This window comes from Brevundimonas sp. Soil_N_31 (assembly GCF_057655995.1).
Map to the genome: position 1 here is coordinate 14,937 of NZ_JBDGLE010000012.1, position 25,069 is coordinate 40,005.

General features: G+C 66.9%; 26 protein-coding genes and 1 tRNA gene. 7 read left to right on the forward strand and 20 right to left on the reverse strand.

The window, feature by feature from the left end; translation table 11 throughout:
* The first annotated feature begins 145 nt into the window (after positions 1-145).
* On the forward strand, positions 146-2,095 hold the full coding sequence (locus tag AC3A3G_RS15340; RefSeq protein ID WP_487488640.1) for a M61 family metallopeptidase: 1,950 nt from the start codon (positions 146-148) through the stop codon (positions 2,093-2,095).
* An 81-nt stretch (positions 2,096-2,176) separates the two neighbouring features.
* On the forward strand, positions 2,177-4,174 hold the full coding sequence (locus AC3A3G_RS15345) for a M61 family metallopeptidase (RefSeq protein ID WP_487488631.1): 1,998 nt from the start codon (positions 2,177-2,179) through the stop codon (positions 4,172-4,174).
* A gap of 287 nt (positions 4,175-4,461) precedes the next feature.
* Here the strand turns inward: AC3A3G_RS15345 and rplL are convergent, their stop codons facing one another.
* From rplL to AC3A3G_RS15380, 7 genes are all read right to left on the reverse strand, one after another.
* Complete coding sequence (rplL, locus tag AC3A3G_RS15350; RefSeq protein WP_125902220.1) at positions 4,462-4,842, reverse strand: 50S ribosomal protein L7/L12; 381 nt, start codon at positions 4,840-4,842, stop codon at positions 4,462-4,464.
* Between the two features lie 55 nt (positions 4,843-4,897).
* Positions 4,898-5,413 carry a 50S ribosomal protein L10 gene (gene rplJ, locus AC3A3G_RS15355; protein WP_003168522.1) on the reverse strand — a complete coding sequence of 172 codons (516 nt, stop codon included), beginning with the start codon at positions 5,411-5,413 and terminating at the stop codon, positions 4,898-4,900.
* Between the two features lie 295 nt (positions 5,414-5,708).
* Positions 5,709-6,263, reverse strand: a complete 555-nt coding sequence (locus AC3A3G_RS15360) for a DUF2059 domain-containing protein (protein WP_487488632.1) — start codon at positions 6,261-6,263, stop codon at positions 5,709-5,711.
* Between the two features lie 63 nt (positions 6,264-6,326).
* Complete coding sequence (locus AC3A3G_RS15365) at positions 6,327-6,773, reverse strand: NUDIX hydrolase (RefSeq protein WP_200165658.1); 447 nt, start codon at positions 6,771-6,773, stop codon at positions 6,327-6,329.
* Positions 6,773-7,774, reverse strand: coding sequence for an inorganic phosphate transporter (locus tag AC3A3G_RS15370; protein WP_200165660.1), 1,002 nt, complete (start codon positions 7,772-7,774; stop codon positions 6,773-6,775). The genes AC3A3G_RS15365 and AC3A3G_RS15370 overlap by 1 nt, the downstream gene beginning before the upstream one ends.
* 6 nt (positions 7,775-7,780) lie before the next feature.
* Complete coding sequence (locus tag AC3A3G_RS15375) at positions 7,781-8,437, reverse strand: DUF47 domain-containing protein (protein WP_487488633.1); 657 nt, start codon at positions 8,435-8,437, stop codon at positions 7,781-7,783.
* A gap of 95 nt (positions 8,438-8,532) precedes the next feature.
* Positions 8,533-8,919, reverse strand: coding sequence for a winged helix-turn-helix transcriptional regulator (locus AC3A3G_RS15380; RefSeq protein ID WP_200165661.1), 387 nt, complete (start codon positions 8,917-8,919; stop codon positions 8,533-8,535).
* A gap of 93 nt (positions 8,920-9,012) precedes the next feature.
* On the opposite strand from AC3A3G_RS15380, the gene AC3A3G_RS15385 reads away from it, so the two are divergent.
* Positions 9,013-9,624, forward strand: coding sequence for an NAD(P)-dependent oxidoreductase (locus AC3A3G_RS15385; RefSeq protein WP_200165663.1), 612 nt, complete (start codon positions 9,013-9,015; stop codon positions 9,622-9,624).
* A 106-nt stretch (positions 9,625-9,730) separates the two neighbouring features.
* Here the strand turns inward: AC3A3G_RS15385 and rplA are convergent, their stop codons facing one another.
* From rplA to AC3A3G_RS15415, 6 genes are all read right to left on the reverse strand, one after another.
* The gene (rplA, locus tag AC3A3G_RS15390) at positions 9,731-10,420 is read right to left on the reverse strand and encodes a 50S ribosomal protein L1 (protein ID WP_087139260.1); all 690 of its coding nucleotides are present in this window, start codon (positions 10,418-10,420) and stop codon (positions 9,731-9,733) included.
* A gap of 3 nt (positions 10,421-10,423) precedes the next feature.
* A complete protein-coding gene (rplK, locus tag AC3A3G_RS15395; protein WP_003165488.1) occupies positions 10,424-10,855 on the reverse strand; it encodes a 50S ribosomal protein L11 in 432 nt (143 codons plus the stop codon).
* A gap of 198 nt (positions 10,856-11,053) precedes the next feature.
* Complete coding sequence (gene nusG / locus AC3A3G_RS15400) at positions 11,054-11,629, reverse strand: transcription termination/antitermination protein NusG (RefSeq protein WP_003165489.1); 576 nt, start codon at positions 11,627-11,629, stop codon at positions 11,054-11,056.
* A 13-nt stretch (positions 11,630-11,642) separates the two neighbouring features.
* On the reverse strand, positions 11,643-11,942 hold the full coding sequence (secE, locus tag AC3A3G_RS15405) for a preprotein translocase subunit SecE (protein ID WP_179205005.1): 300 nt from the start codon (positions 11,940-11,942) through the stop codon (positions 11,643-11,645).
* Between the two features lie 70 nt (positions 11,943-12,012).
* Positions 12,013-12,088, reverse strand: a tRNA-Trp gene (locus AC3A3G_RS15410).
* A gap of 138 nt (positions 12,089-12,226) precedes the next feature.
* A complete protein-coding gene (locus AC3A3G_RS15415) occupies positions 12,227-12,757 on the reverse strand; it encodes a pyridoxamine 5'-phosphate oxidase family protein (RefSeq protein ID WP_087139262.1) in 531 nt (176 codons plus the stop codon).
* Between the two features lie 102 nt (positions 12,758-12,859).
* Here AC3A3G_RS15415 and AC3A3G_RS15420 point away from each other — a divergent pair, with 102 nt between their 5' ends.
* Together AC3A3G_RS15420 and AC3A3G_RS15425 are read left to right on the forward strand one after the other, a co-directional pair.
* Positions 12,860-13,285: a hypothetical protein gene (locus AC3A3G_RS15420; protein ID WP_487488634.1), complete on the forward strand. Its 426-nt coding sequence runs from the start codon at positions 12,860-12,862 to the stop codon at positions 13,283-13,285.
* Positions 13,286-13,344: 59 nt separating this feature from the next.
* Complete coding sequence (locus AC3A3G_RS15425) at positions 13,345-14,085, forward strand: Crp/Fnr family transcriptional regulator (protein WP_487488635.1); 741 nt, start codon at positions 13,345-13,347, stop codon at positions 14,083-14,085.
* A gap of 61 nt (positions 14,086-14,146) precedes the next feature.
* Here AC3A3G_RS15425 and AC3A3G_RS15430 read toward each other — a convergent pair whose 3' ends face one another.
* From AC3A3G_RS15430 to AC3A3G_RS15445, 4 genes are all read right to left on the reverse strand, one after another.
* A complete protein-coding gene (locus tag AC3A3G_RS15430; protein WP_487488636.1) occupies positions 14,147-14,800 on the reverse strand; it encodes an OmpW/AlkL family protein in 654 nt (217 codons plus the stop codon).
* A gap of 240 nt (positions 14,801-15,040) precedes the next feature.
* Complete coding sequence (gene cydX / locus AC3A3G_RS15435) at positions 15,041-15,160, reverse strand: cytochrome bd-I oxidase subunit CydX (protein WP_024355286.1); 120 nt, start codon at positions 15,158-15,160, stop codon at positions 15,041-15,043.
* Between the two features lie 22 nt (positions 15,161-15,182).
* Positions 15,183-16,331 carry a cytochrome d ubiquinol oxidase subunit II gene (gene cydB / locus AC3A3G_RS15440; RefSeq protein WP_368925378.1) on the reverse strand — a complete coding sequence of 383 codons (1,149 nt, stop codon included), beginning with the start codon at positions 16,329-16,331 and terminating at the stop codon, positions 15,183-15,185.
* Between the two features lie 26 nt (positions 16,332-16,357).
* Complete coding sequence (locus tag AC3A3G_RS15445; RefSeq protein ID WP_200165817.1) at positions 16,358-17,923, reverse strand: cytochrome ubiquinol oxidase subunit I; 1,566 nt, start codon at positions 17,921-17,923, stop codon at positions 16,358-16,360.
* Between the two features lie 242 nt (positions 17,924-18,165).
* Between AC3A3G_RS15445 and cydD the strand changes: the two genes are divergently transcribed.
* Both cydD and AC3A3G_RS15455 read left to right on the forward strand, forming a co-directional pair.
* Positions 18,166-19,809 carry a thiol reductant ABC exporter subunit CydD gene (cydD, locus tag AC3A3G_RS15450; protein WP_487488637.1) on the forward strand — a complete coding sequence of 548 codons (1,644 nt, stop codon included), beginning with the start codon at positions 18,166-18,168 and terminating at the stop codon, positions 19,807-19,809.
* The gene (locus AC3A3G_RS15455; protein WP_487488638.1) at positions 19,806-21,470 is read left to right on the forward strand and encodes an amino acid ABC transporter ATP-binding/permease protein; all 1,665 of its coding nucleotides are present in this window, start codon (positions 19,806-19,808) and stop codon (positions 21,468-21,470) included. Before cydD ends, AC3A3G_RS15455 begins: the two co-directional genes overlap by 4 nt.
* Positions 21,471-21,754: 284 nt before the next feature.
* On the opposite strand, the gene AC3A3G_RS15460 is transcribed toward AC3A3G_RS15455, so the two are convergent.
* The 3 genes from AC3A3G_RS15460 to AC3A3G_RS15470 all read right to left on the reverse strand — a co-directional run.
* On the reverse strand, positions 21,755-23,068 hold the full coding sequence (locus AC3A3G_RS15460; protein WP_200165674.1) for a hemolysin family protein: 1,314 nt from the start codon (positions 23,066-23,068) through the stop codon (positions 21,755-21,757).
* Positions 23,069-23,192: 124 nt separating this feature from the next.
* Positions 23,193-24,785, reverse strand: a complete 1,593-nt coding sequence (locus AC3A3G_RS15465) for a PAS domain-containing hybrid sensor histidine kinase/response regulator (protein WP_487488639.1) — start codon at positions 24,783-24,785, stop codon at positions 23,193-23,195.
* A gap of 219 nt (positions 24,786-25,004) precedes the next feature.
* Positions 25,005-25,069: hypothetical protein (locus tag AC3A3G_RS15470; RefSeq protein WP_155521346.1), on the reverse strand; the 65-nt coding region annotated here is incomplete at its 5' end.

The window sequence follows — 25,069 nt, forward strand, 5'->3', positions numbered from 1 at the left end:
ACGCGACCGTAGCCGATGAAATCCGCCTCCGCGCAGGCGACCCAAACATGACGGCGAATTCATCCGCCCACCTCGGGCTTGACCATAGCCGCGACGCACAGTGATCTGCTGCGTCCTCGCCGCCTTGCCGGAAAGTCCCCTGATGATGCATCCCGCCGCTCGCCTGCTTGTCACCGCCTGCGCCTCCGCCTTGCTGTTCAGCGCCGGTTCGGCGCTGGCCCAGGTGGGAACGCCCGCCCTGCCCGTCGCCCTGGCGCCGATCCCAGCGGCCAAGGACGAGGCCTATCCCGGCGTCATCAAGCTGGACGTCGACGCCACCGACATCGACCGCCGCCTGATCCAGGTGCGCCAGACCATCCCCGTCAGCGGTCCCGGTCCTCTGGTCCTCTTCTATCCGCAATGGATTCCCGGCAACCACGGCCCGGTCGGCCCCGTCGCCAACGTCGGCGGATTGACCTTCACCGCCGAGGGGCGGCGGCTGGAGTGGGTGCGCAACACCGTCCAGCCCTGGGCCTATCAGATCGAGGTTCCGGCCGGCGTGACCGAGGTCGAGGCCGCCTTCCAGTGGCTGACGCCGATCGAGGGCAGTCAGGGCCGCGTCGTCGCCACCCCCGAGATGCTGAACATCCAGTGGGAGAAGGCCCTGCTCTATCCGGCGGGCTATTATTCGCGTCAGATCACCTTCCAGCCGACGCTGAAGCTGCCTCAAGGCTGGAACTACGGCGTCGCCATGGACACCGTCAGCTTCGAGAACGGTCTGGCGACCTTTGCCCCGATCACGCTGGAGCATCTGGCCGACAGTCCCGTCTTCGCCGGCGCCCACTATCGCCAGATCGACCTGGATCCGGGCGGCCGCTCGCCGGTGCGCCTGAACGTCGTGGCCGATGACGCCAAGATGCTGGAGGCGACGGACGAGCACGTCCAACTGCACCGCAACCTGGTCCAGCAGGCCGACCGTCTGTTCGGCGCGCGCCACTTCAACCACTACGACTTCCTGCTGGCCGTGACGGACAAGCTGGGCGGCATCGGGCTGGAGCACCACCGCTCGTCCGAGAACAGCGTCGATGTGAAGTATTTCACTGATCGCGAGGCGACCCTGGCCGACCGCGACCTGCTGGGTCACGAATACACCCACAGCTGGAACGGCAAATGGCGCCGCCCGGCCGATCAGCTGACGCCCAATCTGAACGAGCCGCTGCAGAACTCCCTGATGTGGGTCTATGAGGGCCAGACGCAATACTGGGGCCTGGTCCTGACCGCCCGCGCGGGCCTGATGTCCAAGCAGCAGGCGCTGGACGTCCTGGCCATGAGCGCCGCCAGCTTCCAGCACATCCCCGGCCGCCAGTGGCGCGCCATGCAGGACACCACCAACGACCCCATCATCAGCCAGCGCCGTCCGCAGCCCTGGAGCAGCTATCAGCGCAGCGAGGACTATTACCGCGAAGGCGCGCTGATCTGGCTGGACGCCGACACCCTGATCCGCGAACGGTCGGGCGGGAAGAAGTCGCTGGACGACTTCGCCAAGGCCTTCTTCGGCGTCGAGGACGGCGACTGGGATCCGGCCCCCTACACCTTCGCCGATGTGACCTCGACGCTGAACGGGGTACAGGCGAACGACTGGGCCGCCTTCCTTCGCGAGCGGCTGGACGCGGTCGGCCCCGACTCGCGCGGTCCGCTCGACGGCTTCGAACGCGGCGGCTACCGCCTGGTCTTCAAGGAAGAGCCGTCCGGCTACATGGGCGCCTTGTATAAAGAGCTGGGCCGCAACGACTTCACCTATTCGCTCGGCTTCATGATGAACGGGTCGAACCGGATCACCTCCGTCCTGTGGGGTGGCCCGGCCTTCGAACAAGGGCTGACCTCGGGCTGGGAAGTCGTCGCCGTCGGCGGTCGCGCCGCCTCGGCCGACGTGCTGAAGGAAGCCGTCACCGCCGCCAAGGGATCGTCGGAGCCGATCGAGCTGATCCTCAAGAACGGCGACCGCTTCAAGACGGTGCGCTTCGACTATCACGACGGCCTGCGCTACCCGCATCTTGAGCGGATCGAAGGCACGCCCGACCGCCTGGGCGACATCCTGTCGCCACGACGGCGATAGACCCACGCGCCGCGCCTCTCCCTCCCCTTCATGGGGAGGGAGAAGGTCGCCCCCAAACAGAAACGCCGCTACAGAGCCGACATGACCCTGACCCATCGCCTGCCCGCCGCCGCCCTCGCCCTGCTGCTGACATCGGCCGCCTCGACCGCGCTCGCTCAGCAATGGACCGGCCCGCAGGCCCCCGCCGCGCCGACACCTCAGAACACGCCGCTGGCCCTGCCCCGCGCCCTGCCGCCGATCCCGGCGCCGACGGCCGAGGCCTATCCCGGCGTCATCCGCTATGAGGTCGACGCCACCGACGTCGAGAAGAAGATCGTCCGCGTGCGCCAGACCATCCCGGTCACGCCCGGCCCCCTGGTCCTGCTCTATCCGAAATTCCTGCCCGGCAACCATGCGGCGACTGGCCCGATCCAGCTGGTGTCCGGCGTGACGGTGCAGGGCGGCGGCGCCCGCATCGACTGGCTGCGCGACACCATCGACCCCTATGCCTTCCACATCGACGTGCCGCAGGGCGTCAGCGAGATCACCGTCGACTTCCAGTGGCTGACCCAGCCGGACAGCTCGACCTGGCGCGTGGTCATGACGCCCGAGATGGTCAATCTGCAGTGGGAAAAGGCCCTGCTCTATCCGGCCGGCTACCGCTCGACCGGCATCACCTTCGCCCCGTCGATCCGCCTGCCGCAGGGCTGGAAATACGGCGTGGCGCTCGATACCGAGAGCTTCGTCGACGGCCTGGCGACATTTGCGCCGACCGACCTCTACACCCTGATCGACAGCCCCCTGTTCGGCGGCGCCAACTTCCAGCGCATCGCCATCGACCCGCGCCGCGGAAACGGCGAAGGCGCCGTCCACCTGAACATCGTCGCCGATGCGGCCAAGGATCTGGCTCCCACGACCGAGCAACTGGGCTGGTTCCAGAACCTGGTCACCCAGACTGACCGCCTGTTCGGCGCCCGCCCCTATGACCGCTACGATTTCCTGGTGGCCGCCACGTCGAAGATGGGCGGCATCGGCCTGGAGCATCATCGCTCGTCCGAGAACTCGGTCCCGACGGACTTCTTCACCAACTGGGGCAAAAGCATGGGAGCCGTCGGCCTCTTGCCGCACGAGTTCGTCCACGCCTGGAACGGCAAGCGCCAGCGCCCGGTCGACGAACTGACCGCCAACCACAACATCCCGACCCAGAACACTCTGCTGTGGGTTTATGAGGGTCAGACCGAATACTGGGGCGATGTGCTGACCGCCCGCTCGGGCCTGGCCTCCAAGGAAGACATTCTGGTCACCGTGGCCGAGAACGCCGCCTTCTATGACAACCAGCCCGGCCGCGAATGGCGCCCGCTGCAGGACACGAACAACCACAACCTGCTCGGCTATCGCACCTCGAACCCCTATTCGTCGTGGATGCGCGGCACGGGCGACTACTACCGCGAAGCCCTGCTGATCTGGCTGGACGCCGACACCCTGATCCGCGAGGCGACGGGCGGGAAGAAGTCGCTGGACGACTTCGCCAAGGGCTTCTTCGGCGGCGACGACGGCTCCTGGGCGCCGCGCGGCTATACGTTCGACGACGTGGTCGCGGCGCTGAACGCGGTCCATCCGCATGACTGGGCGACCTTCCTGCGCACCCGCCTGGACGCCGGCGGCCCGGACGCCAGGGCGCCCCTGGACGGTCTGGCGCGCGGCGGCTACCGCCTGACCTACACCGACAACCTGACGGCCGACGAGAAGCGCATCCAGTCAGGCTGGGCCAACGACTTCCAGTATTCCCTGGGCTTCACCCTGTCCTCGTCGAACAAGCTGACCGGCGTCCGCTGGGGGGGCCGCGCCTTCCAGGCCGACATCGGACCGGGCTGGGAGTTGGTCGCCGTCAACGACATCGCCGCCTCGGCTGAGAAGCTGCGCGACGCCGTCACCGCCGCCAAGGGAACCGACGCCCCGATCCGCCTGCTGCTCAAGAACGGCGACCGCTATCGCGCCGTCGATTTCGACTATCACGACGGTCTGCGCTACCCGCGCCTGGAGCGGATTCCCGGCACGCCGGATCGGCTGGGCGACATCCTCAGCCCGCGCCGACGGTAGGAGCCAGAACACCGCGCCTCTCCCTCCCCTTCATGGGGAGGGTGGTCGACGCGAAGCGGTGAGCGGGTGGGGAGGGCCAGGCGCTCCTGGCCTCGGGCGCCTGAATGGCCTAACCGCCCCACCCGGCTTCGGCCTGACGGCCTCAGCCATCCTCCCCATGAAGGGGGGGGAGAAGGCTAACGGCTAAAAAAGAAAAACGGGCCGGAGGTTTCCCTCCGGCCCGTTTCGCTTTGGAAAGCAGTCTCTGGTCCAGCCGGATCGGCGAACTAGAGGCCAGATCCGAAATCTTACTTGATTTCGACCTTGGCGCCGGCTTCTTCCAGCTTCTTCTTCAGCTCTTCAGCAGCTTGCTTCGAGACGTTCTCGACGACCGGCTGCGGAGCGCCTTCGACCAGGTCCTTGGCTTCCTTCAGACCCAGGTCGGTGCGGACGCCGCGGACTTCCTTGATGACGTTGATCTTCTTGTCGCCGCCGTCAACCAGGACAACGGTGAACTCGGTTTGCTCTTCGCCGGCCGGAGCGGCTTCAGCAGCGCCGGCGACAGCGGCGACGGCGACCGGAGCGGCGGCCGAGACGCCCCACTTGTCTTCCAGCAGCTTCGACAGTTCAGCGGCTTCCAGGACGGTCAGGGCCGACAGTTCTTCAACGATTTTGGCGAGATCAGCCATTTTAGTCTTCCTTCGGTAGGATGAGGTTCAGAGAGATATGCAGAGATGACGGGGCTTAGGCGGCGTCTTTGGTCGCGTACGCGTTGAAGACGCGCGCCAGTTGGCCGGCCGGCGCTTGCAGGACGCCGGCAACCTTGGTCGCCGGGGCTTGCAGCAGGCCGATGAGCTTGCCGCGCAGTTGATCCAGCGACGGCAGCTTGGACAGGGCCTCGACGCCCTTGGCGTCCAGAACCTTGTCGCCCATGAAACCGCCCTGGATGACGAACTTGTCGTTGCCCTTGGCGAATTCGGCCGTGACCTTGGCGGCGGTGACGGGGTCGGCTGCGTAAGCGATGCCCACGGGGCCCTTGAACAGGCTGTGGTACTCGCTGCCTTCCTCGACGCCCAGCGCCTTGAGCGCCAGACGGTTCTTCACCACCTTGAACGCGGCGCCTTCTTTACGAAGACGACCACGCAGGTCTTCCATCTCCACAACGGTCAGACCCAGGTTGTGGGTCACGACCACGGCGCCCGCGTCGGCGAACACGCTCTTCAGCGATTCGATCGACTCGGCTTTTTGTGCGCGGTCCATTGTGGTCTCCAGTTTTGGTATTCGCCGCCGAGCTTATTCCCAGCGACGGATTGGCCATTGCGCCATGCATTGCTGCACAGCGTTCAGGCCGGTCTTATTGTCCGAAGGAAGCATGGCCCGCCCGCCGGATACCGGCAGGCAAAAGGTCTTTGCATCCCCATCTCCCCACGGCGCCAGAGGGCTCTCTGGACGTTTACGACGCGGGCGACCCCCGCATCCCGAAGTTCTCGGACAGGCATCGTCAGAACCGAGGCCCCGACGAGATGCGGGCTCTATACACGGCCCGGCGGGAAAATCAACGCTTGGCGGGCTTGGTCGCGCCCGCCGCCTCCTGCGCCATGGCTCCGCAGTCGAAGGCGCCGCAGAACTTGGTCATCAGATCCTGCAGATAGGACATCTCGAAGCTCTGCATGGCCTGACTCACGGCGCCGCCCATCTCCATCTGCTTGGCGGCGATCGCGCGCCCCTCCCGCGTGTCGTAGAAGCCGACCAGGGCTTCCAGTTCGGCCTCGGTGAACCGTGTCTGGATATCGTCGCTCAAGCTCCGGATCAGCGCATCCATATGGGGCCGCATGATGATGACGGTATTGGCGCGAAACCACGCCAATTGCTCAGCCGGCATCGCGTCCGCCATGCCCGCGAGCTCCTCGCTGATAAGCTGCTGTACGATCTTGTCGATGCCGCCCGTGGTCAGCTCCAGATAACGACGGGTCAGGGCCGCACGATTATCGGAAACCTGCACCGAGGCCTTGGCTTGCCCTTCAAGCGACGCATGGGCCTGGACGGGCGCCGAGAGGGTCATGCCCGTCACGACAAGAGCGAGACAGGCTGCGGACAGAAAGGACGACATCGGATTCTCCATAGCGACGCCGCACTCATAGTGAACAGGGTTCTTTATTGAAAGCGAAACGCCCTACTCCGCCCCTCGTCCCGACTTGAAGTCGCGGATCAGTTCGGCCAGCTCGACCTCGTCCACGACGGCGGCGGCGTCTTCGGTCGACATCCAGCGGCGTTCGCGCTGGGCGTCCTCGGGCCAGGCGCCCAGCTGGATGAAGACCTCCAGCGGATAGACGCTGGCGATGGTGGCCTGAACCCGTCCCGACTTCAGCCGCTTGCCGTACCGGAACCAGCCGATCGGCGCGCCCATGACGTCGCCCTGGACGCCCGCCTCTTCGTAGGCCTCGATCACGGCGGCCTCGGCGTCGGTCTTGCCCGCCATGCGGTTGCCCTTGGGGATGACCCAGCGCCGAGTCTCGCGCGAGGTGATCATCATGATCTCCACGCCGTCCGCGCCGTGCCGCCACGGCAGGGCCGCGACCTGGCGCGTCTCGGACGAAAGGGTGCGAGGCTTGTTCGACATCAGGTCAGGAACAGCCCGCCCAGGGCGTAGAACAGGGCGCCGATGGCGGCGGCGGCGGGCATGGTGATGAACCAGGCGGTGACGATGCTGCGCGCCACGCTCCAGCGCACGGCCGAGACGCGCTTGGCCGCGCCCACGCCGACGATGGCGCCGGTGATGGTGTGGGTGGTCGACACCGGAATGCCCATGCTGGTCGCCGCGAAAAGGGTGATGGCCCCGCCCGTTTCGGCGCAGAAGCCCTGCTGGGGCGACAGGCGCGTGATCCGCGATCCCATGGTGTGGACGATCTTCCAGCCGCCGAACAGGGTGCCCAGTGCGATGGCCGCCTGACAGGTGATGACCACCCAGAAGGGCACATGGAACTCGCCGCCCAGCATGCCGCGCGAATAGAGCAGGATGGCGATGATCCCCATCGTTTTCTGGGCGTCATTGCCCCCGTGGCCCAGGGAATAGGCCGAGGCCGACACGAACTGCAAACCCCGGAAGATGCGATCGGCGAAGTTGGGATTGGCCTTGGCGAACAGCCAGGACACGATCAGCACCAGCAGCAGGGCCAGCAGGAAGCCGATGGCCGGCGACATGAAGATGGCGCCCACCGTCTTCAGCACCCCAGCGATGACCACGGCGCTGGTCCCCGCCTTGGCGATGCCCGCCCCCAGCAGGCCGCCGATCAGGGCGTGCGAGCTGGACGACGGAATCCCGCCCAGCCAGGTGATGACGTTCCAGCTGATGGCCCCCATCAGGGCGCCGAAGATCACCTGATCCGAAATGACGTCCGGCGAGATGATGCCGCGCCCGATGGTGTCGGCGACGTGCAGGCCGAAGAACAGGAAGGCGATGAAGTTGAAGAAGGCCGCCCACCCCACCGCATAGATCGGCGGCAGGACGCGCGTGGCGACGATGGTGGCGATCGAGTTGGCGGCGTCGTGCAGGCCGTTCAGGAAGTCGAACAGCAGGGCGACGCCGATCAGGAAGACCAGGATCAGGAGGGCGTGATCCATGGCGTCCTACAGGTGCTCGACAAGAACGCCGTTGATGCGGTTGGCCACGTCCTCGAAGCGGTCGATCACCTTTTCCAGGTGATCCAGAAGCTGGCTGCCGATAATGAAGCCCAGGGTGTTGCCGCCCGTCATGTCGTGACGGTGCGCCTCATAAAGCGCCTTCATGCCCGCGTCATAGAGGTCGTCGCTGCGGGCCTCCAGATTGGTGATCTGCTCCGTCAGGATCGCCAGCCGCTCATGGTTCTTGCGCATGGCCGGCAGCAGGGTGAAGGCCTCCTGCGTCAGGGCCGCGCATTCGACGGCGATGTCGGCCAGCTCCTGCATCTTGGGCGAGAAGTCGCGCATCTCGTACAGGGTGACGATCTTGGCCGCCTTCTGCATCTGGTCGATAGTGTCGTCCAGCGAGTTGGTCAGGCCGCGAATGTCCGAGCGGTCGAACGGGGTGATGAAGCTGCGGCGCACGGCGAACAGCACCTCGCGCGCGATCTCGTCGGCTTCTTCCTCGTGGGCGACCACCTTGGCGCACCATTCCCCGGTCGCGGGTCCGCCGTTCATCATCTGACGCAGGGCGCCCGCGCCGTGAGCCAGCGTCTGCGCATGGGCGTCGAACAACCGAAAGAAGTTGTCTTCCTTAGGCAGCAGCGCCTGGAACCAGTTGAGCATGAGGCCTCTCCGATAAGGTCGCCGCTCAGGCGCCCGCGCTCCAAGACCGGATTCAATACCGGCTCGTCAAGTCATCCGTACACGGATTTAGTGGATTAGGCGTCCGCAACCCGTGCTTCATAGGCTGATTGCGCCGCCGCCACTTCGTCCATGCGCGTCTCGGCCCAGTCGATCATCGGTCGCAAGGCCTGAACCAACCCCTGCCCCAGGGGCGTGATCGCATAGGTGACGGACACCGGCACAGCGGCCTCGACCGTTCGTGTGACCAGGCCGTCGCGTTCGATCTGGCGCAGGGTCTGGCTCAGCATCTTCTGCGACACGCCCTCGATCCGGCGCTTGAGCGCATTGAAACGCATCGGTCCGTCCGCGAGGGTGGTCAGCAGAAGCACCGTCCACTTGTCGGCGATCCGATCCAGCAGCAGCCGGGTCGGGCAGTCGGCGGCATAGACGTTTCCCCGCTCGCCGTCGCTGGAAGCGGTCACCGCCGGGGAACCTGGTGAGAGAAAAGTGCCTTCTTGCATGATAACTTCCCATAGCACACCTGGTACCCATCGGTAACTAACAGGAACCATCCCATGAACATAACCGTCCTGGGCGCCAGCGGCCGTGTCGGATCAGAGATCGTCAAGGAACTGGCCCGGCGCGGGCATCAGGTGACGGGCGTGGCCCGCCAGCCGGCCCGCGTGCCCGTCGCCCCCGGCGTGACCGCTGTCGCAGGCGACGTGAACCAGCCCGCTTCTCTCGCCCCGGCCCTGGCCGGCGCCGACGCCGTGGTCAGCGCCATCATGTTCGTGGACAGCGATCCGGCCCTGCTGATCCAGACGATCAAGGATGCAGGCGTTCCGCGTTATCTGGTGGTCGGCGGCGCCGGCAGCCTGGAGATCGCGCCGGGCCAACGCCTGGTCGACACGCCCGCCTTCCCCGAAGCCTATAAGGCCGAAGCCCTGGCCGGCGGCGGGTTCCTGGACGCCCTGCGCGCCGATCCTGAGTTGAACTGGACCTTTCTGTCGCCTTCGGCCCTGTTCGACGGGTCGGAACGCACCGGCGTCTTCCGTCTGGGCGGCGACGCCCTGCTGACGGACGACCAGGGGAACAGCCGCATCTCCTTCCCCGACTACGCCATCGCCATGGCCGACGAGATCGAAACGCCGAAGCACCCCCGCGCCCGCTTCACCGTCGGCTACTGAAAGACGCCTCAAGCAGCGCAAAGCGCGGTAGGCGTAATCAACAAAGAAAACGGCCCCGGAAGATCGCTCTTCCGGGGCCGTCGTCATTCTTAGCCGTGAAGCCGGATCAGGCGCCCAGCGAAGCCGGATCGATCTTGAAGCCCGGGCCCATCGTCGAGGACAGGGCGATGCGCTTCACATAGGTGCCCTTGGCGCCCGACGGCTTGGCGCGGACGAGGGCGTCCACGATGGCCTTGACGTTGGCTTCCAGGGCGTCCTGGGTGAAGGAGGCCTTGCCGATGCCGGCGTGGACGATGCCCGCCTTCTCGACGCGGAACTCGACGGCGCCGCCCTTGGCGTCCTTGACGGCCTGAGCGACGTTCGGGGTCACGGTGCCGACCTTCGGGTTCGGCATCAGGCCGCGCGGACCCAGCACCTTACCCAGACGACCGACCAGGGCCATCATGTCCGGCGACGCGATCACGCGGTCGAAGTCCATGAAACCGCCGGCGATCTTCTCGTACAGGTCTTCAGCGCCGACGTGCTCGGCGCCGGCGGCCTTGGCTTCATCAGCCTTGGCGTCCTTGGCGAAGACGGCGACGCGAACGTCACGGCCGGTGCCCGAGGGCAGGTTCACCACGCCGCGGACCTGCTGGTCGGCGTGACGCGGGTCGACGCCCAGGTTGATGGCGATTTCGATCGACTCGTCGAACTTGGCCTTGGCGTTGTCCTTCACCAGCTTGATGGCGTCCGAGAAGACCAGCAGGTCTTCGGTGACGCCCGTGCGGGCCTTATGGGCTTTGGTCAGCTTAGCCATGTCTTAGCCCTCCACCACTTGAATGCCGATGGCGCGGGCCGAGCCCTCGATGATGCGCGACGCGGCGTCCAGGTCGTTCGCGTTCAGGTCTTTCATCTTCTTCTCGGCGATTTCGCGCAGTTGCGTCTGCGTGATCTTGCCGGCGAACTCGCGGCCGACGAGCTTGGCGCCCGACTTGATGCCAGCGGCTTGCTTCAGATACCAGGTCGCCGGCGGCGTCTTGGTGATGAAGGTGAACGACTTGTCCTGATAGACGGTGATGACGGTCGGAAGCGGGGTGCCCTTGGCTTCCTTCTCGGTCCGCGCGTTGAACTCCTTGCAGAAGCCCATGATGTTCACGCCGCGTTGACCCAAAGCCGGGCCGATCGGGGGCGAAGGCGTGGCCGAACCGGCCGGCACTTGCAGCTTGATATAGCCGAGAATCTTCTTGGCCATTGGTCTCTCCTATGAATGACCCGGCGACGATGCGCCCGGCCGGTGAGCCGTGGTGCGGCATGGCTGCCTTCCACGGATTTGACGCCGGGCGACTCGAAGGCCGTCCAGCGAAGGACGCGCGTTTAGCAGGCAGACCCTGAAAACGCAAACGGGACCGCCCGAAGACGATCCCGAACTCTGCGTGGCGTCAGCAGCCGATCAGGCGCTGACCTTCTCCACCTGATTGTACTCCAGCTCGACCGGGGTCGGGCGCCCGAAGATCGAGACGGCCACGCGCAGGCGGGCGTTCTCTTCGTCGACGCTTTCGACCTGACCGTCGAAGCTGGCGAACGGGCCGTCGATGACCTTGACGTTCTCGCCGATGTCGAAGCGGATGGTGGGCTTCGGACGCTCGACGCCCTCTTCCACCTGGCCGATGATGTTCTGAACTTCACGTTCCGAGACCGGCAGGGGCTTGGTGCCGCCCGCGGCGCCCAGGAAGCCCGTGACCTTCGGCGTGTTCTTGACCAGGTGATAGGCCTCGTCGGTCATCTCCATCTTCACCAGCACATAGCCGGGGAAGAATTTGCGCTCGGCGTTGACCTTCTTGCCGCGGCGGATCTCGATGACGTCCTCGGTCGGAACCAGGATTTCAGAGAAGGCGTCTTCCAGGCCCTGTTGCTTGGCCTGGTCGCGCAATTGCTCGGCGACCTTCTTCTCGAAGTTCGAATAGGCGTGGACGATGTACCACTTGTGGCGGGGGTTGGCCGCCGGCTTGGGCGCTGCATCAGTCATGTGCGCGGCTCCTTTATTGGCCAAGGCCGAGAATAAAGCGGGAAGCGAAGCCCAGACCCGTGTCCACGATCCAGAAGAAGGCGGCGGCGATCAGCACCATGATGAAGACCATCACCGAGGTGATCCAGGTCTCCTTGCGGCTGGGCCACACGATCTTGCGGGCTTCAGCGCGAACTTCGCTGATGAACTGCGGAATGGACGTCTTCTTCTTCGGCGCGGGCGCGTCGACGGCCACGGTCGCTGCGCCTTGCGCGGCTGCTGCGGTCTTGGTCCCCGTGGTGCGGCGGCCGCCCGGGGTCTTCGCCTTGGCCATTTGACGTCTCTTCAACCTCTGGATCCCGCTGCTCCACATGGGAAGTCCCAGGCGATCGCAACAGGGGGAATGGCAGGAGTGGAGGGACTCGAACCCCCGGCCCTCGGTTTTGGAGACCGATGCTCTACCAGCTGAGCTACACTCCTAGTGTCCCGGACAAAGATCAGCGCGCCGTGGATATCCACCCAGCGGCGCGACCCTCGCCAGAGGGGGGCGTATGCCCGAGCCCCACCGTCATTTCAAGGGCCATCTGCGCCGCAGACGCGCGAAGTCGCGGATTTTCCTCAGAACAGACGCGCCACGGCGCTGGGCTCATAGCTCAGCCCTTTCACCAGGGCGTCGGAATCGCCGATCGAGAAGGTCTGGGCCCGGCTGCGGCCGTCCACCACCGCCACCGCCTCGATCTCTTCGGGAATCACCTTGACCACCGCCACGGCGTCGCCGCCCGGCGCCCAGGGGCTGATATCGGGCGAGCGGGCGATGATCAGGTCGTTCAGCCGCTTCACCTCGTCGCCATCCGTGACCTCCTCGGCGCGGCCGTCGATGGAGACGCCGACCGCCTCCCCTTCTTCGCCTACGCCGCGCACGGCCACGCCGACGCGCGGGTCGGCGGTCAGGTTCTTCAGCTTCTCGCTGTCGCGGGCGGTGACGAAATAGAGGTTCAGCCCGTCGTTCAGATAGCCCAGCGTCGCCGCCTGCGGCCGTCCGTCGGCCCGGTTCACGGCCAGGGTCATCAGCTTCTGGCTGTCCAGCAGCTTGAGGATGGCGGCCACCGCGCCGCCGTGGATCGGGGTGATGCGCGAGGTCGAGCTCATGGCGTTTCTCCGGAAGATGACGAGGCAGTTTGGCTGGGCAGCTTCGACGCAGCCTTGACGCAGATCAAGGCGGCTGGACGCCGCTTCGGTTCCAATGCCCCCATGACAGAGTCCCGCTTCGCGTCCGATGCGCCTCGCCTGGAGGTGGCCCCCCTCAGCGAAGCCGAGGCGCCCGCCGCCTTCGCCCTGGCGCGGCTGTGGCGGCCCAATCTGGAGCCGGCCCAGTGGGACGCCTTCCTGACCGCCTGGCGCGCCGCCCCGGAAAGCCGGGGCATCCTCAGCGCCCGCAATCAGCGTGGCGGGGTGCTGGGCTTCGTCAGCTGGTGGCGCCAGCCCGACCTCGAGTACGGCGAGACCCTGTGGGCCGGTCCCTTCGTGGTGCGTGAAATGGGCGTGCGGCCCCTGGTGCGGCAAAGCCTGGCCGTCGAACTGACCGCCCTCGCCTGTCAGTTGGGCGCCCGGCTGCGCTACGCCGAGGAAGCCGCCGCGCCGGACTGCGCCGCCGAACTGTCGGCTAGGACAGGCTGACCTATTCGGAATCGGCGCCCTATCGCCTAGACTGCTGCGTCATCCGGGAGACGACGTTCGTGAACACCGCTGCGGCCCAGGCCGAAATCGAAGAGGTGCGTCTGGAAGACGTCCATCCCTGCTCCACTTGCGGCGCCCGCCCGCTGGGAGTCTGCGCGGACCTGAAAGGACATGAGCTGCAGAGCATGGCCTGCGCCAGCGAAAGCGTCACCGCCCAGCCCGGCCAGGCCCTGTTCCACGAAGGCGACCCGAACCCCTATGTCTTCAACGTCGTCGATGGGGCGGTGAAGCTGTATCGCCTGCTGCCCGACGGACGACGCCAAATCACCGGCTTCCTGTTCCAGGGCGACTTCCTGGGCCTGGGCGGGCGCGGGCCGTCCAGCTTCACGGCCGAAGCCTTGACGCCGCTGAACGCCTGCCGCTTCCGGCGCGGCGACTTCGATCAACTGCTGAATGCCCTGCCCGCGCTGGAGCACCGTCTGGTGGCCCTGGCCGGGGACGAGCTGATGGCGGCGCAGGAGCAGATCGTCCTGCTGGGCCGCAAGACGGCGCGCGAGCGGCTGGCCAGCTTCCTGACCCGCCTGTCCGAGCGTCAGGTGCAGCTGGGCGGCGCCGTGGGCCACGTCCACCTGCCGATGACGCGGCTGGACATCGCCGACTATCTGGGCCTGACGATCGAGACCGTCAGCCGGGTCTTCACCCAGTTCAAGACCTCGGGCCTGATCCAGCTTCTGCCGGGCAATGACGTCGCCCTGCCCGATCCGGCCGCGCTGAAGGCCCTGGGCGAAGGCGCCGCCTGATCTTGGGTTAGAGGGATAGGGGGACGCGGCCTGACGTTCCGCGCCCCTCCCCGCATCGGCTTCAGAACTTGCGGCCGACGCCCACCGACACGACCCAGGGATCCAGGCTGACGCTGCTCTTCAGCGCGCCGCCGTTGATCTTGGCGTCCGTGTCGAACCACACCTTCTTGGCGTCCAGGTTCAGCGTCCACGGGCCGGAAATGTTCCAGTCGACCCCGGCCTGAAGCGCGACGCCGAAGCCGTCGTCCAGATCGACCTCGAAGCCGTTCTTATCCTTGCCGCTGAAGAAGGCCATGTAGCTGACGCCCGCCCCGACATAGGGGCTGACCGTCGCGTTCGGCGTCGGCCGGTATTGCAGCGTCACCACCGGCGGCAGCACCCAGGTCTCATGCACGGCCACGTCGGTCGGGCCGCCCTTGGCGCGGACCTCGTGCTGGGTCGCGCCCAGGATCGCCTCAACGGCCCAGTGGTCGGCGACGAAATAGGTGAAGCCCAGCGTCGGCATCCAGTCGTCGCCCACATCGACCTTCAGGCCGCTGTCGGCCCCGGCGGCGGTGACGATGGCGTCATCGGCCTGAGGCAGGACGCCGGTCATGCGGGCCGTGACGATCAACGAGCCCTTGCCTACCTGTTCAGGCGCGGCGTTCTGGGCCGAGGCGGCGCCCGCGACGGCCAGCAGGCTGACGGAAGCGATCAATACGGCGGCGGTTTTCATCGGTTCAATCCCCGACATGCGCCGGATCGGGAGAGGGTCCGGCTTCGATGTCTTCATGACCATGCGTCTGCTCGCCTCACGCCGCCTTGATCCAGCGCAAGCCACGGATATTTATGAAAATATCTTCTTATTCCCGCTCATCCCGGCGGACGCCGGGATGAGCGGTTGTAGGGGCCAAGAGAAATCCCCTCCGGCCAGCGCCGAAGGGGATCTTTCAGTCAGTCCGTCAGATGACGGGGGTCAGGGTTCCGAGTGACCCTCGTCGCCTTCGTCGAACAGCCGAAACTCGTGCCACAGGCCGTTCAGGACGCCGAAGGCCACCGCCAGGCCGAGGCCCAGGATCCAGGCGAAATACCACATGAGATGATCTCCTTTCGCGGGATCAATAGAGGTCGGGGTTGGTCTTCAGCTCAGCCTCGGTCGAACGGCCCCACAGCACCTTGTAGACCCAGGAGGTGTAGAGCAGGACGAAGGGCAGGAAGACCGCCACCACGATCAGCATGATGAACAGGGTCGTATGGCTGGACGAAGCGTTCCACACCGTCAGGCTGGACTGGGCGTTGATCGAGCTGGGCAGGATGAAGGGGAACATCGACAGGCCGACCGTCGAGATGATCCCGACCGCCGAGGCCGACGAGCCGCCGAACGCCATCACCGCCGACTTGCGCCACATCCCCAGCAGACCGATCGCAGCGCCGACGAAACCCAGAACCGGAGCGATGATCATCCACGGATAGCGGCCGTAGTTGTCCATCCAGGCGCCGGGCGCCGCCTCGACCGCCGTGCGCAGCGGGTTGGAGACGCCGGCCGTGTCCACCACGCCGGTGATGCGGAAGCCCATGTCGCCGAAGGCTGCCATGGCGCCGCCGATGGCGAACAGCACCAGGCTGGCCGCGCCGGCGACGGTGCCGATGGCGCGCGCGCGCTTCAGCACCGGGCCTTCTTCGCCCTTGACCGACAGCCAGGCCGCGCCGTGCAGAACCAGCATGGAGACCGACAGCAGGCCGCAGATCAGGGTGAAGGGGGTGAACAGGCCCAGCAGGCTGCCTTCGTAGAAGCTGCGCAGGTCGCTATCCAGGCGGAAGGGGGCGCCCAGCAGGACGTTGCCGACGGCCACGCCGAACACCAGGGCGGGAACGAAGCTGCCGATGAACAGGCCCCAGTCCCACATGGAGCGCCAGCGCGCCTCAGGCCGCTTAGAGCGATATTTGAACGACACGGGCCGCAATATCAGCGCGGACAGCACCAGGAACATCGCCAGGTAGAAGCCCGAGAAGCTGACGGCGTAGACCTGGGGCCAGGCAGCGAAGATCGCCGCCCCGCCGACGATGAACCAGACCTGGTTGCCTTCCCAGGTCGCGCTCACGGTGTTGATGACCATACGGCGCTCTGCGTCCGTCTTGGCGACGAAGGGCAGCAGGGCGCCGACGCCCATGTCGAACCCGTCGGTCAGGGCGAAGCCGATCAGCAGCACGCCCAGCAGTCCCCACCAGATCAGGCGGAGGGTGGTGTAGTCGAGGGGAAGTTCCATCTCTCTTTTTTCCTTCAACGACCGGGTCAGACGACCGCGGGCTCGCCTTCCGTGATGGCGTCGGCTTCGCGGGCTTCCTGTTCGGCGAACGGTCCCTTCTTGACCGTGCGCAGGATCATGCCGACCTCGACGACGGCGAGCACGCCGTACAGCAGGGTGAAGCAGATGATCGTGGTCAGCAGTTGCGGCACGCCCAGGCTGGACACGCCCAGGAAAGTCGGCAGAACGCCTTCCACGGCCCAGGGCTGACGCCCCACTTCGGCCAGCAGCCAGCCGGACTCGATGGCGATCCACGGCAGCGGGATGGCCAGGACGGCCAGGCGCAGGAACCACTTCGTCTCATGCTTGCGCAGGGTGCACAGGATGAAGGCCGTTCCGAACAGGCCGATCATCAGGAAGCCGATGCCCGCCATGAAGCGGAAGACCCAGAACATCAGCGGCACGTTCGGCACGGTCGACCAGGCGGCCTGCTGGATCTGCTGCGGCGTAGCCGTGCGCGGATCCTCGACGTAACGCTTCAGCAGCAGGCCGTAGCCCAGGTCGTTGCGGACCGTCTCGAACTGGCCGCGCGCGGCCATGTCGGTCGGATCGGCCTTGACCTTCTCCAGGGCGTCATAGGCGACGACGCCGCGTTCGATGCGGTCCTCGGCGACGGCGACCAGCTCCAGGATGCCTTCGACAGGCTTGTCGATGCTGCGCGTCGAGATCAGACCCAGGACGTAGGGCACCTTGACCTCGAAGTGGGTATGGCGGTCCTCAAGGCTGGGCAGGCCGAACAGGGTCAGACCGGCCGGAGCCTCTTCGGTGCGCCACATGGCTTCCAGGGCGGCCAGCTTCATCTTCTGGTTGTCGGTCAGGGCGTAGCCCGACTCATCGCCCAGAACGACGACCGACAGCGACGACAGCAGGCCGAACGCCGCTGCGACCGTCATCGACCGCTTGGCGAAGCCCTTGTGCTTGCCCTTCAGCAGATAGAAGGCCGAGATGCCCAGCACGACCACGGCGGCGCAGACGTAGCCCGCCGACACGGTGTGGACGAACTTGGCCTGGGCCACCGGGTTGAAGATCACCGCCATGAAGTCGGTGACTTCCATACGCATGGTGTCCGGGTTGAAAGCGGCGCCGACCGGGTTCTGCATCCAGCCGTTGGCGGCCAGAATCCACAGGGCCGACAGGTTGGTGCCGAGCGCAACCATGAAGGTGACGAACAGGTGGGCGTGCGGCTTCAGCTTGTCCCAGCCGAAGAACATCAGGCCGACGAAGGTCGCCTCCATGAAGAAGGCCATCAGGCCCTCAATGGCCAGCGGCGCCCCGAAGATGTCCCCGACGTAGTGGGAATAATAGCTCCAGTTCATGCCGAACTGGAATTCCATCGTCAGGCCGGTGGCGACGCCCAGCACGAAGTTGATGCCGAAGATCGCGCCCCAGAAACGGGTGATCGTCCGCCAGATCGGCCGACGGGTCATCACATAGATGCTCTCCATGATGACCAGCATGAAGGAGAGGCCCAATGTGAGGGGCACGAATAGAAAGTGGTATAGCGCCGTCAGTGCGAACTGAAGGCGTGAAAGGTCTACGACCGCCAGGTCGATCATCGTTCCAGGCTCCTGACCGCCAGCCCCCATCGACCGGCGTTCTACTCTAACCTAAAGCGGCCCGGTTTGGCGCGCCTTGATCCTGATCAAAGCCAGAGACAGCGACTTGAACTAGAGGGCGTTTCGCCCAAAGACCTTTCGCCACATAGGCTTTTTGCCCCATCCTCTATCGTCGCCGGTTACGGTGGATGAGGCCGGATCAGGCCCCGCTTTCCCAGAATGGCGCACCAGGAGACGTGATGACGGCCCAGCCGGTCGACCCTCAACAGGCGAATCCTCCGAGAATCGCAGAGACGGCTGCGCCTGCGGCCTGGCTGAAATCCGCCCTGTCCCCCTGGCGTCGCCTGATGAGCCTGGGCGGCGCCCTGGTGATCGCCGACACCCTCCCCGCCATCGGCTTCGCCGCCGGACTGGCCCTGGCCGTCGGCGCCCTGCCGCAAGGTCTGGCCGAAGCCGTTCCCGGCCTGATTCTGGCGGTCGCCGCCCTGATCCTGCGCGCCGCGCTCAACCAGGGCGCCGTCCTCGTCAACACCCGCGCCGCCCGCGCCGCCAAGAACGGCCTGCGTCGCCGTGTGCTGACAGGCGCGCTCGGCGGCCGCCTGTCCGACGCCGCCGCCATGACCGCCGCCGCCGAGGGCGTAGAGGCCCTGGACGGCCACGTCGCCCGCTTCACCCCCGCCCGCACGGCGGCGGCCGTCTCGCCCCTGATCCTGATCCTGGCCGCAGGCGTGGTCAGCCCCTTCACCGCCGGCATCCTGATCTTCACCCTTTTGCCCTTCGTCCTGGGCATGGCCCTGACCGGCATGGCGGCGGGCGCCGAGAGCCGCCGTCAGTTCCTGGCGCTGGAGCGGCTATCGGGCCTGTTCCTGGACCGGGTGCGCGCCCTGCCCGCCATCCTGTCCTTCCAGGCCGAGGCGCAGCAGACCCGCGTCATCGCCCGCGCCTCGGACGAACTGGCCCGCCGCACCGGCAAGGTGCTGAAGGTCGCCTTCCTGTCCTCGGCGGTGCTGGAGTTCTTCTCGGCCCTGGCCGTCGCATTGGTCGCCGTCTACTGCGGCTTCAACCTGCTGAAACTGCTGCCCTTCCCCGCGCCCGACGAACTGAGTCTGGCGCAGGCCTTCTTCGTCCTGGCCCTGGCGCCCGAGGTCTATCAGCCCATGCGTCGCCTCGCCGCCGCCTATCACGACCGTCAGGCCGCCGAATCCGCCGTCCCCAGCCTCAGCCGCCTGGATCAGGCCGACGAAACGCCCCGCGCGCGCCTCTCTCCGCCCGCCTCGGCGCCCGCCGTGTGTTTCAAAGACGTGGCGATCGCCTATGACGGCACGCCGGTGCTCAGCGGCTTCGATCTGACGGTCGCGCCCGGCTCCATCGTCGCCCTGACCGGCCTCAGCGGTGCGGGCAAGACCAGCCTGCTGAACCTCTTCCTGGGTCTGGCGCCTCTGTCGGGCGGCGAGGTCGAGGTCGGCGACGCGCGCCTGTCGAACCATCCCGACCTGACCGCCTGGATCGCCTGGGCCGGTCAAGCGCCGGTCGTGATCCGGGGGACGCTGGCCGAGAACATCGCCCTGGCCCGACGCGGCGCTTCGCCCGAAGAGATCGAACAGGCCGCGCGCAAGGCGGGCCTCGACGGCGCGCTGGACCGTCTGATCGACGAGCGCGGCGGCGGCCTGTCGGGCGGCGAGCGGCGGCGCCTGGGCCTGACCCGCGCCTTCCTCAAGCCCTCGCCCCTGCTTCTGCTGGACGAGCCGACCGCCAATCTGGACTCCGCGGCCGAGGCCGCCCTGCTGCCGCTCATCCGCGAAGCGGCGCGCGGGCGCACGACCCTGATCGCGACCCATTCCGACGCCGTGGCCGAACTGGCCGATGTGGTGGTGCGACTGTGAAGCCTCAATCCTCTCCCGGCGTCGTCCGCCTCAAGACCATGATCCGCGCTCAGGAGCGCGCCCAATTCCCGCGCCTGCTGGCCGCATCCGTGACCGGGGCGCTGGTCTCGGCCGGGGCGGTGGCCCTGCTGGGCGTGTCCGGCTGGTTCATCACCGCATCCGCGCTGGCGGGCGCGGCCGGACCGGCCGTAGCCCATGTGTTCAACTATCTGGTGCCCAGCGCGGTCATTCGCTTCCTGGCCATCGTCCGCACCGCCTCCCGCTATGGCGAACGCGTCACCGGGCACGAGGCGGCGCTGAAGGCCCTGGCCGCCCTGCGCCCCCAGCTGTTCGACGGCCTGGCGCGCGGCCCCGCGTCACGCGCCCTGTCGCTGGCGGGCGGCGAGGCCTCGGCCCGGCTGGTGCAGGACGTGGACGCCGTGCAGGACCGCTTCGTGCGCCTGTCCGCGCCGTGGAGCGCAGGCGCAGGCCTGCTGACCGGCATGGTGATGGCCTCGCTGGCCGGATGGCGCGCCGCCGTCGCGGTCGCCCTGGCCGCCGTGGTCAGCGTGGCGATGGGCGTCGTCCTGGGCCGCCGTCTGGCCGAGCCTGCGGGCCGCCGCCTGCAGGAGGCGATGGGCGACTTCAAGACCGACTTCGCCGCCATGTCCGCCGCCGCACCTGAGCTTCAGGCCTACGGCATGAAGGACTGGGCCGTGGAGCGCCTGGCCCGGCAGGGCGGCGCCGTCGAAGCCGCCGCCGAGGCTCTGGCCCGCGCCGGAGGCTGGCTGATGGTCGCGCAGACCCTGGCGATGGCGCTGGGCGTCACGGGCGCGGCGTTGGCCGCCGGTTCCGCCTCCCCGGCCCTGACCGCCCTGGCCATGCTGGCCGCCGTCGCCACGGTCGAGAGCGCGGGCAATCTGCTGAACGCTTTGCGCCAGAACGGCGCTGTCGCCGTCGCCGTACAGCGCCTGGGCGAACTGTTGGACGGGGAAGCGCCCATCCCGGTGCCCGGCGCCGCAGCGCCTGCCCTTCGCCTGCCATCCGCCGATCTGCCCCTCACCCCGCCTCAGCGCCTCGCCGTCGTGGGTCGCTCCGGGGCGGGCAAGACCACCCTGATTGAGCGGATGATGCATCTGCGCGCGCCCGTTCCGGGCGAGGTCGCCTTCGCCGAAATCGACGGGGCCGCCCTGTCCCCGGATGCGGTGCGGCCCCTGTTCGCCTATGCGCCGCAGCAGGCGGTGCTGATGGCCGGAACAGTGCGCGAGAACCTGCGCCTGGCCGCCCCCACGGCGGATGACGCCCAGCTCTGGGCCGTGCTGGAGGACGCCGGACTGGCCGAACGCATCCGCGCCGCGCCCGGCGGCCTGGACGCGCCTCTGGGTGAAAACGGCGCGCGCCTGTCAGGCGGCGAGCGGCGTCGCATGGGCCTGGCCCGCGCCTATCTGCGCCTCGCACCCTGGCTGGTGCTGGACGAACCGACCGAAGGGCTGGACGCGGCCACCGAGGCCCAGGTGCTGGATCGGCTGTCGCAGCGTCTCCAACGCACGGGCCAGGGCCTGATCCTGGTCAGCCACCGCCCGGCGCCGCTGGCCCTTTGCGATCAGGCCCTGACGGTCAGCGGCATCGCCCCGGACGGCCATGTTCAGGCCGGCGTCGGACCGCTTCAGGCCGCCGCCTGATCTGCGAGACCTTTGATCTCCATCAAGGCGGGGGGCGCCGCGATACGCTCTGCTGTCGGCATAGGAGAACTGCCATGCCCTCAGAAATCATCGCCCCCGTCGCCGCCATGGGCGCCTTCTTCCTCACCTTCATGGCCGCCATGGCCTATGGCGTGATCAGCAGCAATCTGGCCGACCGCAAGGGGCGCTGACCATGACGCTGCATCAGCGGACCCGCGAGGCCGGCGCGCCCTGTCGCGTCGCCCTGGACCGCGCCTGAGCCGCCATGACCGACGCCGCCTGGATCAGGCGGCGTCGATTTCTTCGCCCTTGATCACCGGGCGGAACAGCAGCTTGTCGATGCGTCGGTCGTCCATGTCGATGACCTCGACCTCGAAACGCCCCAGTTGCAGGACGTCGCCCTCGTTCGGCACGCGCGACAGATGGTGCAGCACCAGGCCCGCCACCGTGTGGAAGCCTTCATGCTCGCCGAAGTCTTCGCCCAGGGCCTCGCCCAGTTCATCCAGATCGATCTGACCATCCACGGCCCAGGTGCCGTCGGCGCGCTTGCGCACCGCCGTCTCGACCTCGTCATGGCTCTCGTTGAAATCGCCGGCGATCATCTCCAGCAGGTCCGTCGCCGTGACCACGCCTTCAAAGGCGCCGTACTCGTCGACCACGAAGGCCATGTGCACCTTCGAGCCCTTCAGGATCTCAAGCGCCTTCAGCACCGAGGTCGACTGCGGGATGAAGGCCGGTTCGGCCACCAGCTTCTCGACGTTGAACTCGCCGTTGTCGAGCAGACTGTCCAGCAGATCCTTTTTGTGGACGACGCCCAGCGGATTATCGATGTCGTTATCGCGCGCCACCACGATGCGCGAATAGGGACAGGTGCGAATTTCCTCGCGCAACGTCTCTTCGGAATCGTCCAGGGCGATCCAGTAGACCTCGTGGCGCGGCGTCATCGCCACGCGAACGGCCCGGTCGCCCAGGCGCAGGATCTCCTCGATCATCTCCTGCTCTTCCGGCTCGATCAGGCCGGCGGACGTGCCCTCGGCCAGAATGCTCTCCACCTCTTCCTGAGTGACGTCCGAACCGTCGCGGTCCTTGACGCCCAACAGCTTCAGGATGCCCGAAGTCGAGGCCGTCAGCAGCAGGACGAACGGCTTCATCACCAGGGCCAGGGTCGAGATCGGACCGGCCATCTTGGAGGCGATGGTCTCGGGGAAGATCAGGGCCAGGCGCTTGGGCACCAGCTCGCCGACGATTAGCGAGACATAGGTGATCAGCACCACGACCACGCCGGTGGCGATGATCTGCGAATAGGGGGCCAGGGCCGGCAGGTTCGCCGTCAGAATGTCATCCAGCTCGCCCGCGATGGCGGCCTGACCATAGGCGCCCGCCAGAATGCCGATCAGGGTGATGCCCACCTGAACCGCCGAAAGGAACTGCGTCGGCTCCTCGGCCAGCTTCAACGCGGCGCGGGCGCCGCGATCGCCTCGTTCGGCGCGGCTCTGAAGCTTGGATTTACGGGAGGACACGACCGCGAGTTCGGTCATGGCGAAAAGGCCGTTCAGCACCACAAGCAGCAGCACGACGACGATAGCGATGGTCAACATCGAAAAGGGAGAAGCCCTGAGCGCGGCGCGACTAACGGCGTCCGCGCGGTCGATAGTAAAGGCGAAGCCCCGCCTGCGCCAGCTTTGTTGTCGAAACTGCGGCGTTCAGTGGCGCGCCGGACCCTCAAGCCGCCGAAAGGACGTGTTCGCTCGACCATTCGGCGGCGGCGGCGGCCCCCTGCTCCATGCCCTGCATCAGGATCTCCAGGGTGACGGGCTTGGCCACCAGATGGTCGGCGCCCGCCTGAACCGCCTTCAGATGATGGGTTTCGGTCGTGTTGGCCGTCAGCATGACGATGGGCGTGCGTGCGGCGCCCAGACGCGCTTCGTCGGCGCGGATGCGGCGCATGGCGTCCAGCCCGTCCATGACCGGCATCTGCATGTCCATCAGCACCACGTCGAAACGCTCCTGCTGAAAGCGCTGCACGCCTTCCAGACCGTTGTCGGCGGTGACGATCTCGAAGCCCAGCGGCTCCAGCAGGCAACGCACGACCATCTGATTGGCCGGGTTGTCCTCGACCGCCAGGACGCGAATCTGCGCGCCCTCATCCGACGCATGCGCCGCTTCAACCGATGTCGCCGCCGGTTCGGCCACGACCGCCGCCACACGCTCGACGGGCAGGACCACACGGAACAGACTGCCCTCGCCCAGCGCCGACTCTGCGGCAATCTCGCCGCCCATCAACTCGGCCAGCGACTTGCAGATGGACAGGCCCAGACCCGTACCGCCGAACTGGCGCGATATGGCGTCATCAGCCTGAACGAAGGGATCGAACAGGCGCCGCGCCGCTTCGGCGTCAAAGCCCATGCCCGTGTCCTCGACCTCAATGACCAGATGTTCCCGGTTGTCCTCGGCGCGCACGTCGACACGAACAGATACACGCCCCTCAGCCGTGAACTTCACCGCATTGGACACCAGGTTGGAGACGATCTGGGTGATGCGGACGCCGTCGCCGATCACCTGCCCCTGGGCGCTCGGCGCAAAGGCGACGTCCAGCGTCAGCCCCTTGTCCTCGGCGACCGCCCGCCGCATCTCGACCACCGCCTCGATGTCGGTTCTGAGATCAAACGGCGTCAGCGACAGGCTGAACTGACCCGCCTGCATCTTCGACAGGTCCAGCATGTCGTCCAGCACGCGGCGCAGGGCGTCGCCCGCCCCCGTGATCAGCTTCAGCATCTCGGTCTGACGCGGCGTCAGCGCCGTATGCGCCAGGGCCGAGGCCAGGCCCAGCACCGCGTTCAGCGGGGTGCGCACCTCATGGCTGATGTTGGCGAAGAAGCGGTCCCGCACCTCGGCGGCCTGTCGCGCTTCGGCCTGCGCCAGCTCCAGCGCCTTGAGCGCGCGGACGTGGTCCGACACCTCGAAACGAATGGCGGTATAGGTCTCAGGACGGCCGTCAGACCCCAGGTTCGGCACGATGGTCGTATCGACCCAGTATGACTCGCCTGACTTAGTGCGGTTCTGGATGGTGCCGCGCCACACCTCGCCCCGCGCGATGGTGCGATACAGATTGCGGAAATAGTCGCGCGCGTGGACGCCCGAGTTCACCACCCTGTGCGTCTGACCGATCAGTTCCTCGCGCGCATAACCGCTGACAGCTTCGAACTTGTCGTTGCAGTACAGGATGCGGCCGGCGCGATCCGTGATCGCCACGATGGCGGCCTCATCCAGCGCGGCGGAGAGGCCGGCGCGACGGGGCCAGTCAACGTCAGTCATAGGGAGTCCTTTCAGCGGCGTCTCATGACCCCCGCATGGCTGAGAAAGCCTTAACCGCTCCGTTCGACCAAAGTCGGGCCTCTTCTTTTGATTCAACGCAAAAGGAGCGGGACGCGCCCCGAACGACTGACATGCAAAACGGCCCCCGGATGTCTCCGGGGGCCGCTCTGTTACGCTTACGCATACTCTTACTGTGCGACCTCAAGGGCCGCCCGTCGATTACTCGACGATCTTGGCCACGACGCCGGCGCCGACGGTGCGGCCGCCTTCACGGATGGCGAAGC